10 protein-coding genes and 4 pseudogenes are annotated in these 17,698 nt (G+C 67.8%); 8 read left to right on the forward strand and 6 right to left on the reverse strand.

The window, feature by feature from the left end; all coding sequences use genetic code 11:
- On the forward strand, window positions 1-1,186 hold a 1,186-nt coding region (locus tag BLW43_RS21275; RefSeq protein WP_139284185.1), incomplete at its 5' end, for an IS1634 family transposase.
- A gap of 52 nt (window positions 1,187-1,238) precedes the next feature.
- Here the strand turns inward: BLW43_RS21275 and BLW43_RS21280 are convergent.
- A complete protein-coding gene (locus BLW43_RS21280; RefSeq protein ID WP_139284186.1) occupies window positions 1,239-2,369 on the reverse strand; it encodes an AraC family transcriptional regulator in 1,131 nt (376 codons plus the stop codon).
- Window positions 2,370-2,640: 271 nt separating this feature from the next.
- Between BLW43_RS21280 and BLW43_RS23780 the strand changes: the two genes are divergently transcribed.
- Together BLW43_RS23780 and BLW43_RS21285 are read left to right on the forward strand one after the other, a co-directional pair.
- Window positions 2,641-2,799, forward strand: a complete 159-nt coding sequence (locus BLW43_RS23780) for a hypothetical protein (RefSeq protein ID WP_175479047.1) — start codon at window positions 2,641-2,643, stop codon at window positions 2,797-2,799.
- A gap of 400 nt (window positions 2,800-3,199) precedes the next feature.
- Window positions 3,200-3,796: pseudogene (locus BLW43_RS21285) on the forward strand (transposase); the annotation flags it as partial.
- A gap of 254 nt (window positions 3,797-4,050) precedes the next feature.
- On the opposite strand, the gene BLW43_RS21290 reads toward BLW43_RS21285, so the two are convergent.
- Window positions 4,051-4,572, reverse strand: a complete 522-nt coding sequence (locus BLW43_RS21290; RefSeq protein ID WP_093256602.1) for a hypothetical protein — start codon at window positions 4,570-4,572, stop codon at window positions 4,051-4,053.
- Between the two features lie 166 nt (window positions 4,573-4,738).
- Here BLW43_RS21290 and BLW43_RS21295 point away from each other — a divergent pair, with 166 nt between their 5' ends.
- A complete protein-coding gene (locus BLW43_RS21295) occupies window positions 4,739-8,902 on the forward strand; it encodes an Ig-like domain-containing protein (protein WP_093256605.1) in 4,164 nt (1,387 codons plus the stop codon).
- Between the two features lie 376 nt (window positions 8,903-9,278).
- Here BLW43_RS21295 and BLW43_RS21300 read toward each other — a convergent pair whose 3' ends face one another.
- Genes BLW43_RS21300 through BLW43_RS21310 form a run of 3 tightly spaced genes read right to left on the reverse strand, consistent with a single transcriptional unit; the run spans window position 9,279 to window position 11,406 of the window.
- Window positions 9,279-9,818 carry an amino acid synthesis family protein gene (locus tag BLW43_RS21300; RefSeq protein ID WP_093256607.1) on the reverse strand — a complete coding sequence of 180 codons (540 nt, stop codon included), beginning with the start codon at window positions 9,816-9,818 and terminating at the stop codon, window positions 9,279-9,281.
- On the reverse strand, window positions 9,818-10,993 hold the full coding sequence (locus tag BLW43_RS21305) for an MFS transporter (RefSeq protein ID WP_093256621.1): 1,176 nt from the start codon (window positions 10,991-10,993) through the stop codon (window positions 9,818-9,820). The genes BLW43_RS21300 and BLW43_RS21305 overlap by 1 nt, the downstream gene beginning before the upstream one ends.
- Window positions 10,993-11,406, reverse strand: a complete 414-nt coding sequence (locus BLW43_RS21310; RefSeq protein ID WP_093256610.1) for an ester cyclase — start codon at window positions 11,404-11,406, stop codon at window positions 10,993-10,995. Before BLW43_RS21310 ends, BLW43_RS21305 begins: the two co-directional genes overlap by 1 nt.
- Window positions 11,407-11,576: 170 nt before the next feature.
- Between BLW43_RS21310 and BLW43_RS21315 the strand changes: the two genes are divergently transcribed.
- Both BLW43_RS21315 and BLW43_RS24480 read left to right on the forward strand, forming a co-directional pair.
- A complete protein-coding gene (locus BLW43_RS21315) occupies window positions 11,577-12,398 on the forward strand; it encodes a LuxR C-terminal-related transcriptional regulator (RefSeq protein WP_217632276.1) in 822 nt (273 codons plus the stop codon).
- Window positions 12,395-12,508 (forward strand): annotated as a pseudogene (locus BLW43_RS24480) (LuxR C-terminal-related transcriptional regulator); the annotation flags it as partial. The gene BLW43_RS21315 and the pseudogene BLW43_RS24480, both read left to right, overlap by 4 nt.
- A gap of 112 nt (window positions 12,509-12,620) precedes the next feature.
- On the opposite strand, the pseudogene BLW43_RS24485 reads toward BLW43_RS24480, so the two are convergent.
- Window positions 12,621-13,249, reverse strand: a pseudogene (locus BLW43_RS24485) (transposase); the annotation flags it as partial.
- A gap of 311 nt (window positions 13,250-13,560) precedes the next feature.
- Here BLW43_RS24485 and BLW43_RS21330 point away from each other — a divergent pair.
- Complete coding sequence (locus BLW43_RS21330; RefSeq protein WP_093256618.1) at window positions 13,561-14,649, forward strand: helix-turn-helix transcriptional regulator; 1,089 nt, start codon at window positions 13,561-13,563, stop codon at window positions 14,647-14,649.
- A 365-nt stretch (window positions 14,650-15,014) separates the two neighbouring features.
- Window positions 15,015-17,698 (forward strand): annotated as a pseudogene (locus BLW43_RS21335) (hypothetical protein); the annotation flags it as partial.

Raw genomic sequence — 17,698 nt, forward strand, 5'->3', positions numbered from 1 at the left:
CGAGATGGAGCTCGCAAAGCAGATCCGCCCGCTCGTCGACCGCGATCTGGCGGTGGTGTTCTACGACCTGACCACCGTGCGCATCCACGGCGAGGCGGCTGTCGAGGACGACATCCGCGCCTACGGCATGAACAAGGAGCTGGGCGGCGTCGCGCGGCAGTTCGTGCTCGGCGTGGTGCAGACCGCCGAGGGCCTGCCGCTGATGCACACGGTTCACCCCGGAAACGTCGCCGAGACGAAGACCCTGCAGGCGATGCTCTCCACCGTGCTGCAGCGCTTCCCGGTCCAGCGCGTGATCCTGGTCGCCGACCGCGGCCTGCTCAGCCTCGACAACATCGGCGCGTTGACCGCGCTCGCCGACCAGGGCGGGCGCAGGCTGGAGTTCATCCTCGCCGTCCCCGCCCGGCGCTATGGCGAGCTGGTCGAGACCTTCCGCGACATCGCCTTCGACGCGGACGGTCCGGGGGCTGGGCTGGCCGAGGCCGCCTTCGCCGGCCATCGCCTGATCGTCGCGCACGACCCCCTGCGCGCCGCCGAGCAGGGCGACCGTCGCCGCGCCCGCATCGCCGAGCTCGAGGCCATGGCCGAGACGATGGTCACGAAACTCGACGCGCAGGACGCGGCGCGCGCGACGGAAGCCAAGGCCGCCCGCGGCCGCCGGGCGTCGGACCGCGGCGCCTACAGCCGCTTCACCCGCGCCGTCGCCGAGGCCGAGCTCACCCGCTTTCTCAAGGCCGACTTCGCCGCCGACCGCTTCAGCTGGTCGGTGGACGCCGACGCCCTCACTGAGGCCGAACTCTTCGACGGCAAGCTCGCATTGCTGACCAACGCCCCGGATCTGACGCCTGCCGACGCCGTCGCCCGCTACAAGGCGCTGGCCGACATCGAGCGCGGCTTCCGCGTCCTGAAATCCGACATCGAGATCGCTCCGGTCCACCACCGGCTGCCCGACCGCATCCGCGCCCATGCGCTGATCTGCTTTCTCGCCCTCACGCTCTACCGCGTCATGCGCATGCGCCTGAAAGCTAAGGGCCGCAGCGCCAGCCCCAGAACCGCCCTCGACATGCTCGCCCGCATTCAGCAGCACACCGCCCATATCGGCGAACGCACTTTCAACGGCACCAGCAAAACAACCCCGGAGCAGCTCGACCTCTTCGACGCCATGAGCCTTCCAAAGCCTGCCTGACGATCAGCGGTTGTGGCAAAAAGGCCAAACGCGGGTTCGCAATTTCAATCACTTAGCCAATCTGTTGTCGAACTTGGGAGCTCTGGCGCTGCGCCTGTTCCCGGAACGCCTTGGGCGTGTGGCCCGTCCAGCGCTTGAAACTTCGGGCGAAGTTCGAAGACGACTCGAAACCGAGCGCGCCCGCTATGGCCTTGATGGGCTGGGTGCTGCCGGACAGGAGAGTCCGCGCGCGCTGCTCCCGGACCTGATCAAGCAGTTTGCGATAGGAGGTGCCCGACCGATCCAGCTGCCGACGCAGACCGCGCTCGGAATATCCCAACTCTGCGGCGACGTCCGAGAGTGAAATTGCCAAGGTCGACGCGTCTTCCAAAATCGCGGTGACCTGCGTGACAGGCGTCGTCTCAAACGCCATCTCCTCAGCGAATTGCTCGCAAAGGCCCAGAAGCCGTGCATGATTGATCGGGTCGGCACCCGGAAGCGGTCGGTCAAACAGGGCTTTCGAAAAGATGATCTGGTTTTCAGTGGCGCCGAAGCGGATGGGAAAACCGATCTTGGCTTCCATGCAAATCCAGCCTTCCGGCGTGTCGATGGTCATCTCGGCTCGGGTTGCAAACTGGTCAGCCTGCAGCATTGCCTTCAGCAAACCATTGATGGCGACGATGGCGCTGCTGAATCCGAAATACGCGATGTCCTCGAACGGAAACTTGGATCGCAGGCGAACGGCTGCTTCCCCTGCTTGCAGACCCGTATCCCCTTCAACCAAACGGAATTCGAACGCGGGGAAGTTCAGGAAAAAGAACTTCGCCAGAACCTCGAGCCCGTCCTTGAAACGTGCCGCATTCATGGCTGTGTAGGCTGGAAGACCGATATACGTGGGCTGGAACTGCAGAGCCAGCCTGACACCCAGATGCGGATCCCCGCGTTGTTCGAGGGCATTTAGTAGAAGTCTGCGCAGGGGTTGAAACCCGCATCGGAAATGCGGATCGCTCAAGAGCATCTCTTCGAGCCCGGTTCCCGCGAGCAATGTGTCTGCCGGATAGCCCTCTTCGCGGAGCTTTCGAAAGACGAAGCCCGGGTAGTTCATTGGCAGAGCCGGATCGTCCGGTGTAAAAACGTTGCGTGTCATCGATCGCTGTTCAGCCGTCGCTGCTTTGAAAATGACCGACTTCAGGGTATCGGGCAACAGCCGAGTACGGTCGGATTGTAGGCCTTGGGGTCCTCACGACTGCTGCGTGAAGACCCGGGAAATGTTCATCGAGGGATCGTCTGATCTACCGCTTCGGCTTCGCCGGTTTTCGGGCAGACGCAGCCCGACGAGGGCACGTCGGCCGGGGATGCCTGCGATTTCCGGATATTGGCCTGCGCGAACAGCCGGGATCGGCGTCCGAGGGCAGACTCCGCCTCATTCCATCAGCCTCCGCCGCACGAGAAACGGGTTGTCGAGCGCAAACAGCGTGAATAACTACGCACGGGTCGATGTCGGTTCCATCACGCCGAGCGCCACCGGTGTCGAAGTGTTCAGCGCAACCTTGGAAAAACATCAAAATGCCAATGGCTTGCAAGCTATTCACCAAATCCGCGTAGTCATGAAGTCCGGAGAATTTCGGCCCTGAGAGACCGCTTCCGGCCCGCCTGGCGAAGGGGCCAGTGCTCAGCCCCACCCGCATAACTTTCGAAAACAACGGAAAAATCCCGCCGCGGCCGGGTCGGGAGAACGCTTTCTCAGGGGCAAGTGGCGGAGAGGACGGGTCTGACGTCGAACCTTCTCTGCCATCTAAGACACTGTTTTTGTTACACTCCGCCACTGGTTCGAATCCTAACCGACGTAAAAGCGACTTAGGACGAACCTGGATTCGAATCTGTCCTTGTCCCCGGATCTTCCTGAATGCCGCGAGGATGGAGAACTACGCTCTTGCCTAATCGATGCTCATCGTCCCGTCCGGCAGAACGAAGCCGCGGCGGGGCATGTCGGTCATGCAGCTCGTGTCCATCTCGGCATCCGGGTCCGCGAGAGATGTCGTCGGCCTTTACGTCGCGCCGCCCGCCCACGCCGTGGTGCTCAGCCTCGACGAGAAGTCGCAGATTCAGGCGCTTGACCGCACCCAGCCCGGCCTGCTGCTGAAGAAGGGCCGGGGGCCGACCATGACCCACGACTACAAGCGCCACGGCACGACCACCCTGTTCGCCGCGCTGAACGTCCTCGACGGCACGGTCACCGGCCGGAACATGCAGCGCCACCGCCATCAGGAGTTCATCCACTTCCTCAACGCGCTTGAGCGCGACATCCCGGCCGGAAAGGTCGTGCACGTCATCCTCGACAGTGAGGCGGATCAGGCGCCCCTCCAGTGGAGGGGCGACCCGCCGAACGCCGCCCACAAGCACGCCAAGGTCCGCGCCTGGCTCGAACGACACCCGCGCTGGACCTTCCACTTCACCCCGACCTCGGCATCCTGGCTCAACGCCGTCGAAGGCTTCTTCGCCAAGCTGACCCGCCGACGCCTCAGGAACGGCGTGTTCCGATCCGTCGTCGATCTCCAGGCCGCCATCAACCGCTTCCTCGCCGAGCACAACCAGAGCCCCAAGCCCTTCATATGGCGCGCCGATCCCTAAGCCATCATCGCCGCACGAAACCGAGGGTTCCAAACGTTGGAGTCAATCCACTAGCTCGGGGAGACAAACAGATGTCTCGATCCTCCAGCGCGGCTGGTCGCAGCCGTAGCCTCCGATCCAGGGAATGGGCATCCCTGCCGACGATCTTTTGCTCCAGGTGAACGCAGTGCTCGACCTCGTTCCCGCGGCAAGGTCAGCAGGAAATCAAGCGAACCCGGCGCTGTAAGAGCGTCAGTTCGCCCGGCATGCGCCTTTCATCTCGTCACGGGCGGTCGAAGGGAGGGCGGGCGCTCAGGTGCAGAGCCGCCAGCCGGCGCGTGCGCTTCGGGTGGGGCCTGCCTGCGGCGCATCACGACGGCGCGCTGGCGGCGCGACGACCCCGGCCCGTAGTCGCGCACGAAGCGGACGCTCGGCGCCGCTGCGAACACCTGATCGCGCAGTCTGCGCGTCAGAAAGGCGGTGGCGGCGGCGTCCACCGCCCGGAACGCCAGCACGAGCCCGCTTTCGCCGCCGCCGAGATCGCCGGGCTTGATGGGGCCGCCGCCGGCGATGCTGCGCGCGGCCACGGCCTCGTCGACGAAGGCCCAGACGACGACGCCGACGGCGCGCCCCTCGCGCGCGGCGAAGCCGTAGTCGCCGCGGTCGATCATCAGGGTCAGCAGCCGCGTGCTGGCGGCGAAGGGCAGCGCCGCGAAGGGCCCGGCGTCGGCGCCGGCGAGCAGCCTGACCGCAAGCCCGAGGGCTTCGTTGGGGTCCTTGAAACGAATGAAATTCATCGGCTTTGTCCGCGATGTCGAGCCTCTCGGCCTATTTTTCCACGCCGCAGCGTAGCGAAGTATTAATCTTCTGACACATCCGCGTGCGATCCTCTTCCACAGGGCATCGGGATCGAACGATTCGCCGCGATTTGATGAAGCGCATTTGGATGATTGGAAAGGCGCCATGGCCAGTCTTGGAAATGACGACCGCTTCGTTGAGGGCTCGACGACCGTCCTGCGGGGCACGGCGGGCGACGACGAGATCGTCCTCAGCGGCGAGTTCCTGTTGCCCGGCACGACCGCCGGGCGGATCGAGGGCGGCGGCGGCGCCGACCGGCTGATCCTCGAAGACGCCCGCCACCGCGGCGTGCGATACGAAAGCATCGAGGCGACCGAGCTTCAGGTCAGGCTGGTGGGCGGCTTGCCGGGCTTCTCGGGACAGGTGCTGGAGGCCGACCAGATCGGGGCCCTCGGCGCCATCACGCTCGACGGGACCCAACAGGTGCGGCTCGTGAACTTCGACGGGCGCCTGGCCGACTTCGGCGGCCTGACGCTCGGCGGGGGACAACTCCTGACCGTCGATCTCCAGTCGCCGGTCGCGGGCCAGAGCGTGACGGTCGACTTCAGCGAGGCGGAGATTGCGTCCACCGCCAGGGTGAGGTTCAACGGCGGGGCGTCCGACGACACGTTCATCGGCTCACCGGGAAACGACGAATTCCTGTCACGCGCCGGGCGCGACACCTTCGCGCCCGGCGCGGGCGGCTCCGACTTTTACAATTTCGATGACGGACAGGACCGGATCGACCTGACCGGATTGCCCGACGCCGTGGTGCGAGAAGCTCTGGACATCGCCTTGGAAGAGGCGGCGTCCGATCGCGTCAAAGGCAATTTCGTCAGGGACATTCAGTTGGTCTTCGAAGGCTTCGGCCGCCTTAACGTCTCCGCCATCAGGGGCGTCGATTTCGATCTCGACGACGTGGTGACCGGATTATCGACGACCGCGCCCGTTGCCATCGACGACTTCTTTCGCCTGATCGACGAGTCCGCCAGCTTCGTCAACAACGTCATCACGAACAGGATCTTCGGCAGGTCCGAACTCGGCTTCGAAGCTGACACCGACCCCGACGGCGACGCCTTGCGGGTGGTCGGCGTCGATCCGCTCGACGGCGCCGGCGTCATCGCCTTCGACGAAATGTTCGAGACGACGGCGTTCGGCGGGCGCCTGACCCTCGGCGCGGACGGGGCGATCACCTTCGATACGCTGGGCGACTTCGAGTTTCTCACCGGCGACGTCCTGCCTGACGGGCGCCGCGCCACGGATACCGCGGAATTCGAGTTTCGCTACCTGCTCGACGACGACGACGGCGAGGGGCCGACCAGCGCGCGCGTCAGCGTCACGGTGTTCGGCGAGAATGACCTTCCGGTCGCCGTCGACGACAGCTTCACCGTGTTCGCGGGCGATCAGGTGATCCTGCCCGTGCTGGCGAACGACACCGACGCCGACGAACGCAGCACGCTCGCGCTGACGGCGCTGAGCGACGCCGCCTTCGCCAACGGCGCGACCGCCGAGATCCTCGGCGACGCGGTGTTGTTCCGCGCGCCGCCCGACGCGTCGGGGCGCGTCACCTTCGACTACACCGTCTCCGACGGCCGTGAGAGCTATGTCGTCGCTGACGACGGCCCGAGGGTGCTCACTGGGCGGGAGCAATACTCCTCGGAGGTGCGCCCCTTCGGCAGCGTGCTCACGCCGGGAACCGATGTCGGCCGCGTCAGCGTGACCATCGTCCCCTTCGAAACCGACGTGGCGCCGGACCTCCTCACCGGCGAGGTCGTCGTGACGACGACCGAGGATGTAGTGGACCGCGATCCGGCGACGGTCAGCCTGCGCGAGGCGCTGCTCTATGCGGGCGCCATCGGCGCGCCGACGACGATCCGCCTCCCCGACGGGCAGTTCCAGTTCGGCCGCCCGCTCCCCTCTGGCGTCGCAGCGGCGCCGGACGACCCGTTCTCTGGCGCCTTCAAGATCCTAGACGGCATGAGCGTGACCCTGCTCGGCGCCGGCGAGGAGCAGACCCGCATTGCGATGACGGAATCCCTGGCTGACGATCCGACCATGTTCCTGGTTCAGCCGGGCGGCGCGCTGGCGCTGGACGGTCTGACCCTGCGGGGCGGCGGCGTTCGCGTTCCGCACGACGTTCTGGCTGGCGAGGCGGAGGTTAGGCTTCGGCAGGTCGCAGAGGGCGACGACCGAGAACGCCTTCAGGAGCTTCTGACCGAAAGCACCAATGCGCGTGTCGACGATGTGCTGTATCAAACCGGCGGCGGCGCGGTGGAAGGCGGGGCCATCAGCAACCGCGGCGTCGCGACGCTCTCGAACGTGACGATCGCGGGCGCCGTGAACACCGGCGACCGGATCGCTGACCGCGTCGAAGGCTCCGGCACGTCGGCCAAGCCCTCCGTCATCGTGGCCGAAGACGTGGACGACGGGCTGGGCGCCGCGATCTACAACGACGGCGGGCTGGTCGTGCTCGACGCTGTCACGGTGCGCAGGGCCGCGGCCGGCTCAGGCTCCGGCGTCTATTCCCGCGGCGGCCGCGTCGAGATCGCCGACAGCGCATTCTCCGAGAATATCGGCCGCGCCGGGGTCATCGTCGAGATCGAAGCCGGCGCCGAGGCCGTGAAGATCAAGAACAACTTCGCGGATGTGGAGGAGACGCTCTCGGTGCGGTTCGGCGCCAATCCCGGCGCGCTGATCCACAGCAACGGCGCGACCATCGAGATCGCCGACACGGTGATCGACGGCTACGAATTCCGCTACGCCGACCGCGTCGACGGCCCATCGATGGCGGCGCTGTTCTTCGAGGAGAACGGCGGCGTGATCACGCGCGCCGACGACGTCGAGGTGCGCAATGTCGCCGGCGCCGTCGTGGAACTGGCGCCGCGTGCGGCCTTCGCGGCCTTCGCCGCGCCGCTGGCGGCGGTCGAGCCGACCGGCTTCGCGGCGGCGATGGCGTCGGAGGGCTTGATCGGCGCGGCCACCCTCGACGCCGCGTTCGACCTCGACGCGCTGCTCGCGGCCGGGGCGCTGGCGATCGTCGAGATCCGGCAGGTCGACGGCGCGCTGGAGTTCGTCACGGTGGACGGCTTCGTCATCCGCCTCGAGGGCGCCGATCTCGAAGTCGACCCCGACGTGCTGACGCTGGACATCGGCGAGCTCGTCGCCGACCCCGCCGCGATCCCGTCGCTGGCGCTCGGCGGCGTGGTCGCGGCGCTGGTGATCCTCGCGCCCGATGGCCGCATCGTCGCGCGCGTCGACGCCCTCGACCTGTCGCTGGCCGACTTCGCCGCGCTAGCCATCGACGGCGACGCGTTGCGGGCCGACCCGATCCGGGAGATTTTCGGCGCCACGGTCACCGTGGCGGGCGGCGACGGCGAGGATGTGGTCGACGCTGGCCCAGGGGCCGAGACGCTGGCCGGCGGCGAAGGGTCGGACACCTACCGCTTCGCGCGCGGCGACGGGGCCGACGTCATCGCCGACGCCGGCGGCCTGTCCGACCGGCTCGAGATCGACGGCTACGCGCTCGCCGACGCCGACGTCTCGCGGGACGGGGCCGACCTGACGCTGGAGTTTGGCGGCGGCGACGCGCTGCGCATCGTCGACGCCTTCGGCGGCGGCGCCATCGAGACCTTCGTCTTCGATGGCGGCCCGGCGCTTGGCGTCGACGCGCTCGGGCTGAACACGGGCCCCGTGGCGGTCGACGACGCCGCGTCCACCACCCGCGGCGCGCCGGTGGAGATCGCCGTGCTCGCGAACGACCGGGACCCAGACGGCGACCCGCTGGCCGTTGCGACGGCGTCGGCGGCGGAGAACGGCTCGGTGGCGCTGCTCGGCGACGGCGTGGTTTACACGCCCGATCCGCTGTTCGTCGGCGTCGATCGCTTCACCTACACCGTCTCGGACGGTCGCGGCGGCGTTGCGACCGGCGCGGTCACGGTTGACGTCTCCGATACGGGCCGCATCCGCCTCGAAGCCGGCCCCGACGCGCGGCGGCTTTCAGGCACGGAAGCCGACGAGGCGCTGGTCGGCGGCGGCGGCCGGTCGGAAATTTTTGAAGGCGGCGGCGGCGGCGACCTGTTCGCCTTCGTGGATGATCCGGCGCTTCGCCAAGTTCTCCGCATCGAGGACTTCAGCGCGGCGCAGGGCGACCTGATCGCGTTGAACGGCGCGCTGATCGTCGGCGAGCGCGCGACCGCCGGGAACCGTCATGTTCTGAGCCTCGATACGGGCGACGTGCTCATCGTCACCGCGGACGGCCCACTCGCCTTCACCGACGTGGCTTTGTTCTGAAGGGTGTGGCACAGTCGTCGTGCGCTTCCGCGCATCGCTCGAGGCGGGCCGGATCGCATGAAGCAGCGCGGCGACGGGCTGCGATCCGGTGGCGACCGAGCCGCAAGGCGGGACCCCGATCTTCTCCCGAAAACGGCCGGTCGAGGACGGGATTGGTTGGTGCGGTGACCAGCCGTTCGTGCCTCACCCGACGCTGCCTCCAGGAATCGCCGAGCACAGCCGTAGGCGGGCAATCTGGCGGCTGGGAACGGAGCAGAGCCCCATCACCTCCAGCCCTAGCGCCTCGAACTGATGGAAGGCGGGCGAAATCCAGCTTCGACAAGAACTCCGCTCTCGATCAGGCTGAGCGCGCTGACTTTTCGCACGCCTTGCCGCTTCAGCTGGGCCCCTTCCCGACCCGCGCCCGGATCCGCGCGCTGTCGGACAGGCCGACGCAGACCATGATCTCGTTCGGACGCGGCGCATCGGGGACGGCGATGCTCAGCGTGTCGATGTGATCGAAGGACCAGGGCTCGTCCTTGTGGCCGAGCGGCACGTCGATGACTGCGCCGAGGCCGCCCGTCTTGACGTTCGAGGGCATGAGCGCCTTGCCCCCGCCGATGACGGCGCGCACCGGCCCGCCCAGTCGCGGATGCAGCAGCGCTGCCCCATGTTCCGCTGCGCCGTCGGCGCCGACAATGGCGGCCTTGCCGTAGCCGACCGGCGGCGCGCCGAGAGCGGCTGCGGCCTCCGCCGCCAGGTGCGCGCCGAGCGTCGCGCCGTGCTCGAACAGCTCGGTCAGGTCGTCCCGGTTGACCCCGGCGAAGGGGTTGCGGAGCACCGCCAGCGCGACCACCCGGGTCAGCGGGGCGCAGGGCGCGCCCATCTCGTCGGTCTCGGTCCGGTCCCGGATCAACATCGTCTTTCGGATCTGCATCAGGCTCGCTCCTGAACTGGGGCCGTCACGGCTCTGGTCCCGAGAAATCGGAACAGGACGGCTGCCGGCAAGACAAGGGCGAAGAGCGCGGCGCCGAACAGGATGGCGCCGTCCGGCGCCTCGGTGCGGTCGAGAAGCCAGCCTGCGATCGGCGGGCTCGCCGACATGACGGCGTAATAGACGGTGAAGAAAATCCCCATGCCGAAGGCCCGTCGTTCGGGCGCGACGGCCTGTCCGGCCAGCGCCATGATGACGCCCGCCGGCGCCATGCCGACAAGGCCGAACAGCAGGCTCGCCGCGAGCCCCGCTCCGGGCAGGCTCAGCAACATCAGCGCCAGCACCGCGGCCGCCATGCAGACCGCGAGGATCGCATCACGCCGCCCGAACCGGTCGGCGATCCAGCCGCAGGCCGTCCCCGACAGGATCATCAGCCAGCTGCCGACGCTGATGATCGAGGCCGCCGCGAGCGCCCCCATTCCCTGCGCCTCGAGCATCGCCGGGCCGAAGCTCAGATAGACGACATAGCCCGCGTTGAAGACGCCCCATGCGAGGCCGGCGAGGACCACCAGCCCCCATTCGCGCGGCGGGAGACCCCATGCGCCGCCCGAGATGCGGACGGGAAGGCCCTGCGGCGGGCGGTACAGGGTCATGACGGCGACTGCCGCGACCGCGCACCAGACGGACGCGACGGCGAAGGGCGCGCGCCAGCCATGGGTCTCGGCCAGCAAGACGTGCCCGACCTGACCCATGGCGATGCCGAAGGGCCAGCTCATGACCAGCACGCTCATCGCCGTGGCGATCTCGCGGCCGTCGAACCAGTCCGCGGTCATCTTGGCGAAGTAGAGCGTGGCGAACAGGAACCCCGCGCCGGCGACGACCCGCCCGAACCCGACGCCGGCGGGCCCGGCCGCCATCGCCGACAGCGCCCCGCCGATCGCCAGCGCGCCGAGGCCGAGCCCCGCCAGAACCCGGTCCGATGCGAACCGGCCGACAAACCCGGCCGGCAGGGCGAGAAACAGCCCCGGCGCCATGAACAGTCCGATCATCACGCCGATCTGCACGTTATCGAGGCCGAACGCATCCGACAGGTCTCCGCCGACCGCGCCCATGGTCTGGAACTGGAAGCCGAGTCCCACGCGGGCGGCGAACAGCAGCGCCAGGATGCGCCAGCGCATCACGCCCAGCCGAGCTGACGCAGCGCGTGGGCGTCGTTCCAGATCTTGGTCATGTGCGCGATGCGGTCGCCGTCGAACCGGATGACATAGGCGTAGTCCGACGCGACGGTCTTGCCGGTCGGCGCGACTGGTCCGCCTGCGCCGGTCTGGGCGCCATGAAACACCGCCGCCGCGACCACCGTTCTGCGATCCTGATCGACGGCGAATGCGGTCAGTTCATAACGCCCGTCCGGGATCGGACCCAGCAGGCCCTTCATCCACTCGGCGTAGCCGGCCAGGGTCGTGACGTCGGCCAGCGCGTCAGCCTGACAGGCGAAGCCCGCGTCGTCATGGCAATAGCCCTTGCAGGCTTCCCAGCCGCCGCCGGTTTCGCAGGCCTCGAAGAACTCGCGGGCCGTCTGTTCGATGCTCATGGGGCCGTCTCCCTGTTGAAGATGGGATCAGGATGCGCCCATGGCGGAACGCCTGAAATCGGTCAGCTGCAGTATTCTGCGACGGTCGCCTGCAGTATCCTCCTACAGCATATGCGGGATTGCCCGCAGGCGCCCGGTGCAACAGGATCGTGCAAGGCTTCGCGAAAGGAATGGCCGCTCTCGTGTCGCCCGACGACATTCTCAGCCCGCGCGAGATCGAGATCGCCAGCGCCTATGCGCAGGGCGACACCTATCAAGCGATCGCAGCCCGGCTGGGCATCGCGCCTTCTACGGTGCGCACGCATCTTGCCGCGATCTACCGCAAGCTCGAAGTCTCCTCCAAGCTCGACCTGCACGCCCGGCTTGGCGGCGCTCCCCCAGCGGACATGGAGACCGACCATGCCGCCGTCATCTCCGAGTTGGCGCTGAGTCTCGAGGAGGCGCTGCGCCGCGAGATGGCGCTGGCCGAGGTGCTGCGTATCATCAGCCGCTCGCGCGGCGACATCGAAGCGGTCATGGCGGCGATACTCGGCTTCGCGCTCGACCTCTGCGAGGCGGAATTCGGCATCCTGTTCGAGCATCACGGCGACGGGCGATACGCGGCCAGCCATGCGCGGGGCATCCCCAAGCCATTCCGCGACTGGCTCGACAGCCGGGGCGTGTTCACGGCCAGCACGCGCACGGGTCTCGGCCGACTGGCGAGCGGCCGCGGCGTCGTTAACATCTACGACGTCCGTGCCGAGGAGATCTTCCAGACCGACGATCCGCTGCGCCACGCCACCGCGATGCTCGGCGGCGCGCGATCCTTCGTCGCCATCCCGATGATGTCGGGCGAGGCGCTTGTCGGCGCCTTCACGATCTACCGCCAGACCGTGCGGCCCTTCGGCGCGCAGACCACCACGCTGGCGCAGACCTTCGCCGACCAGAGCGTGATCGCGCTCGACAACGCGCGGATGATCGCCGCCCTGCGCCGCAGGGCGACGCCGGCATGAGCGCGGCTGCCGGACTTCTCAGCCCTCGCGAACGCCAGATCGCCGAGGCCTTCGCGCGCGGCGAGACCTATCAGCAGATCGCGGACCGCCTGAACCTCGCCCCCTCGACTGTGCGCACCCATCTCGCCGCGATCTACCGCAAGCTCGGGGTCTCGACGAAGCTGGAGCTGCGCAAGCAGGTCGAACCCTCATCCCGCCCAGACACGGAACTCCTGACAGTCCCTCGAGAGACCAGCGGCTGTTCGGGCCGTCCGGCGCCTGGATCGGCGTGCGCGCCACCGCGATCCGGCGGCGAGACTTGCGCCGCTGCACCGTCAGCCCTTCCTCGCGGTAGAGCCGCTGGGTCTTCTTGCGGTTCACCTCGTGACCCTCCTGCCGCAGCAGCACGTGCAGCCGCCGGTAGCCGAACCGGCGGCGCTGATCGGCGAACTCCCGCAGCCGCGCCCGCAGGGCCGCGTCATCCGGCCCGGTGCTGCGATAGCGCACCGAACTCCGGTCCACGGCCATGGTGGCGCACGCCCGCCGCTCGCTCATGCCGTGCCTCTCGACAGCATGAGCGACCGCGTCCCGCCTGGCGGCGGGCGTCACCATTTTTTTCCCAGAAGATCCTTCAGCACGGAGTTGTCGAGCATCGCGTCGGCGTAGAGGCGCTTGAACTTCGCGTTCTCCTCCTCGAGCGCCTTAAACCGCTTCGCGTCTGACACGTCCATGCCGCCGTACTTCGACTTCCAAGCGTAAAACGTCGCCGACGACATGCCGTGCTTGCGGCAAACCTCCGCCACCGTGGCGCCGGCCTCCTGCTCGCGCGGAACGCCGATGATCTGCTCTTCCGTGAACCTACTGCGCTTCATTCTGGTCCCTTCCAGTCGGTCGAGATTCCAGCAGGCCGTGGAGGAGAAACAAGGGGTCAGGTCACACAATGCAAGGAGATCGCCATCACCGTTCGGGGCGCCAACCGTCAGATCGCCGTCGCCAAGCCCTTCAACGAACGCGCTCGCTGAACGCCGATGCGGCAAGAAACCGAGCCCTCTCGCTTCAGTGCACCAGCGCCTCGCGCGACCGGAGCGACGCTTGGGCCGGCGCGCGACCTCGACTACTTGTTGATTAATGCGCGACTCGCCGCATTTTTTCACCAATCGCAATTCGGCGGGAGTTTCGCGCAGTGCATTCCGCGGATACCGAACTCGAGGAATTTCTCGACCTGCTATACCAAGCGCCGGCCTCTGGCGACTGGTATCTTGTTGCTGAGGTGCTGGGCAACGTGGTTGGCCGACGACACGTGACGCTGGTGCGGCGCGAGGCGCGGACCGGCCTCGGTCTTCGCGCACAGACCGGCTTTCGCTACGGCGACTTCGAGCACATCCGCGACCGCTTCGTCGCCGACGCTAACGCATATGTCGAGGCGCTTGCGGCGCAGCCGGAGCGGCGCGCGGACCCGACGCAAGCTGCCCCGCCCGAGACGCACGGTTATCTCAGCCTCGACGGGCATCTGCGCCGCAGCTTCGGCGTAACACCGGAGTTTGGCGCGATCCTCCACGCAAGGACCGACTGCGTGCAGTTTCTTTCAATCATGCGGCCGGTGGACGATCGCAGCGATGATGCCGAAGGTCGGAAGCGCTTTCTCACGGTCCTCCCACATCTGCGCCGGGCGATGGCCGTGGCGATAGCCTTCGAACACCGGGCGCCGCAGGCGTGGGGCTTCGAGGCGGTGTTCGAAGCGCTCGCCGCCGCCGCCTTTCTGTGCGACGCGGACGGGCGCGTTCGTGAGGCGAACGACCCGGCGCGCGACCTCGCGGCGCGTGGCGACGGACTGCGCACGGCAGGCGGGGCGCTGAGTTTTCTAGACCCGGTCGCCGGACGTCGCGCCCGCGTGGAGATCGACCGCGCCTCTGCGCGAGCGCCGGGCCACCGCGCGCGCTTTTCCGCGCGGCGCGGCGCCGGGGCCCTACCGTTAAGCGTGACTGTCTCAGGCCACGCCCGAGGCGTGGCGGTGGTGCTGGTCGAGGATCCCGAGCGCGACATGGCGCCGGGCGTCGAGGCGCTGGCAGCGCTTGCGGGCCTCAGCCCGGCGCAGGCGCGAGCAGCGCAGCTCGCGGCGGCGGGCTTGGGGACCAGGGCGCTGGCCGAGGCGATGGGCGTCAGCGAGAACACCGTGCGCACCCACTTGCGCCGTGCCTTCGACAAACTTGACGTGCGCGACCGGCGCGAACTTGCCCTGCGGCTCGCGGCCCTGCGCGGCGTCTTTCGTTGAGCATGTCGCCTGCGCGGGTGACAACTCGCGTGGACCGTTTCGTTAAACTGTTCTCGTTTGCGCAGCACGGGTTGGCGACATGGCCTCTCACAACTCAATGCTCCTCGGGTCGGCCAATGTCCCTGAAACCATCTCCGCCGTAGGCCCGATCAAGACAAATTCTATCAGTGCCGCCGTCGGCATGGGGCTTGCCCCCGAAACAATCGACGACGACTACGGCGCAGTATGTGCCGATCGGGTGATCCGGTCGACCGCGCACCCAGACGATCATCGCCGAGCGCTGCTTTTTGGCGACGTAAAGGACGCTGCGATTTTCAAAGTTGGAGGCGTTGCAAATGAATGTTCCTGGTGGACCCAGCTCTACTGTGCGTCTACTGGACGCCCTGCTCGATCCCAAGACGTTCAGCGAGCTTGAGGACGCATCCGACGAGGATTGGTACGCAGTCGACCTCGTCGCCGGCGACACGGTCAGGTTCTCGGTCCCAGCGGAGGGACAGTCGCCCGGGCTCAGCGTCAGGGCGGCGGACGGCGCCCTCCTGCGCGATGCGCGCTCGCTCGTCGGGTCGAACAGCATCGACTTCACGCCCGACGCCAGCGGCCGGTATTTCGTCAGCGTCGACGCCATCCCTGAAGCGGCATACAGCTTTTTTCGCGTTGGCGAATATCGGCTCGAGACCACGCTGTTTGACGACCTGCCGGACGCCGGCGACACGTTCGCGGACGCGGTGACGCTGCGCGAAGGCGAGACCCGCGTCGAGAACATCGAACGCGCAGGCGTCGACTGGTTCACCTTCGAAGTCGGCGATCTCGCGCGCCGCGAGGTGTATTTCGACGGCGTCGAACGCGCCGTCGCCACGTTCATCTACCCCAGCGGCAGAAGCCGGAGTATCGGCCCCGCGGAGCTGGCTGCGCCGGTTCCCATCGACGTGTTCGAGACCGGGACAGTGTCGGTGCGGCTGGAGGGAGGGTCCAGCCGCAATACGCCGGATCTCGATCTCTACGCCGTCACCCTGTCGCGCGCCGAGAACGACGGCTACCTTCGCCCGGGCGAGACGGCCGCGCTGGAGGCGGGAACCGGCGAGCTTCTGCGCGTCGAACTGCCCGCGTTCCGTCGTCAGGAGGTGATCGTCGAGAGCGCGGCGGGCGACGCGCCGCCGCCGACGGCGTTCGAAGTTGTGACCAGCGACGGGCGGCGGCTCAGCCTCGAATACGGCGCGGAGACCTCGACCGGCCGCTGGGACGTGCCCGACGGCGCGTCGCGGTTCGAAATCACGCCGATCGACCCCGCCGACCTCCTCGCGATCCGCGTCGCTGAGGACTCCGGGGTCCCCGACGGCGCGCGCTACACGCTGCGCATGCGCGAGATCGGCGGCGACCTGCTCAGCTATGCGGTGACGGAGATCCCCGAGATCACCGGCGACCAGCCCGAGTATGCGGATTTCACTAGGAACGATTATCAGATCGTCACGCCGGTCACGACGCCGGACGGCGTGTGGCGCGGCGGGCCGTCGGCCGACCTCGTCTTCGCCAACAACCCGACCGGCGGCGATCTCGTCGTCGATGCGGGGGGCGGCGACGACGTCATCGTGCTCGGCCCGCAGCCGGCGCTCACCGCGCTCGGCGGCCCCGGCGCCGACACCTTCGTGGTCTTCGGCAACATGCCAACCGGCCAGACGCGCCTTGACCTGCCGGATTTCGAGGTCGGCGTCGATCGGATCGTCAACATCGTCGACGCCGACTCGATCCGCTACTATGGCGGCCTGTTCGTGGTCGAAGGCCTGATCGAGCAGGTCGTGGTGTTCAACGACCCGATCTTCGGCGAGGGCGCCTTCACCGAACTGCCGCCGATCGAGGAATGGCGAATCCTCGAGCTGGGCATCGACGCGCCGCCGGGGACGGACATCGTGGCGTCGGGGTCGTTCTTCGTGTCCGGCGGCCTGGGTCTGCCGGGATTCTATCCCGGCTGGATCGGCCTGCCGCCCGACGCGCAGCTGGCCTCGACGGCGCCGACGATCGTGGAGACGGACTTCGACGCGCTGGCGCCGACCACCTCGGCGCGCGCGAATTTCTCTACGGGAGACGACGCGATCCGCGTGACCGGGTTCTTGGAGGATCAACAGGTCGACGCCGGCCTCGGCAACGACACCATCCTGTTGCAGAGCGTCCAGACCGGCCTGATCCGGCTGGGCGCCACTGACCCCGAACCGGTCAGCCGAAGCGCCGTGTTCATCCCCGGCTTCGGGCCATTTCCATCATCAACGCTCTCCTACAGCAGCGGCGGTAGTTCGGCGCGGATCGATTCCTCGGCCGACACGGTCATCGTCGGCCCGAACTCGGTCGGCATCTACGACTTCACGGAAGTCGGCTTTCAGGACCGGCTGGTGATCCAGGGCTTTGACGACATCCGCACGATCGAAGACCTGTCGCGAACAAAGATCGCGGCTTCAGGCGAAGAGGGCCCGGGCGCGGAGTACTATGCGCTGACCGAGACGCTGCTGATCGGCGCCGCCTTCAGACCCGATCAGATCTACATCGCCGAGGCGAACGCAGTGTTCGATCTTGGCGAGGCGGGCATTGACCCGGGCGACGATGCGGCCGACGCGCCGGGCGGCGCTCCCGGCAGCGAGGAGCAGGAAGGTTCCGCCGGGCCGAGCGAGGGCGACGACCGGCTAACCGGCACGCCCGGAGCCGACGACATGTCAGCGCTCGGTGGCGACGACACGGTCAAGTCGCTGGCCGGCGATGATCTCGTCGATCTCGGTCCGGGCGACGACATCGTCCTGTCGGGCACGGGGGCGGACACGGTGCTCGGCGGCGACGGCGACGACACCATCAAGACGGCCTCGGGCGCGGACAGCATCGAGGGCGGCGCTGGCGACGACATCATCCTGTCGGGCAATGACGACGACACGATCTTCGGCGGCGACGGGAACGACACGATCAAGCCGGGCCGGGGCGACGACGTGATGGACGGCGGGGCGGGCGACGACATCCTCGTTGCGTTCCGCGGCGACGAGGTGCTGATCGGCGGGGACGGGAACGACACCCT

This window comes from Rubrimonas cliftonensis, assembly GCF_900107585.1.
GTDB lineage: Bacteria > Pseudomonadota > Alphaproteobacteria > Rhodobacterales > Rhodobacteraceae > Rubrimonas > Rubrimonas cliftonensis.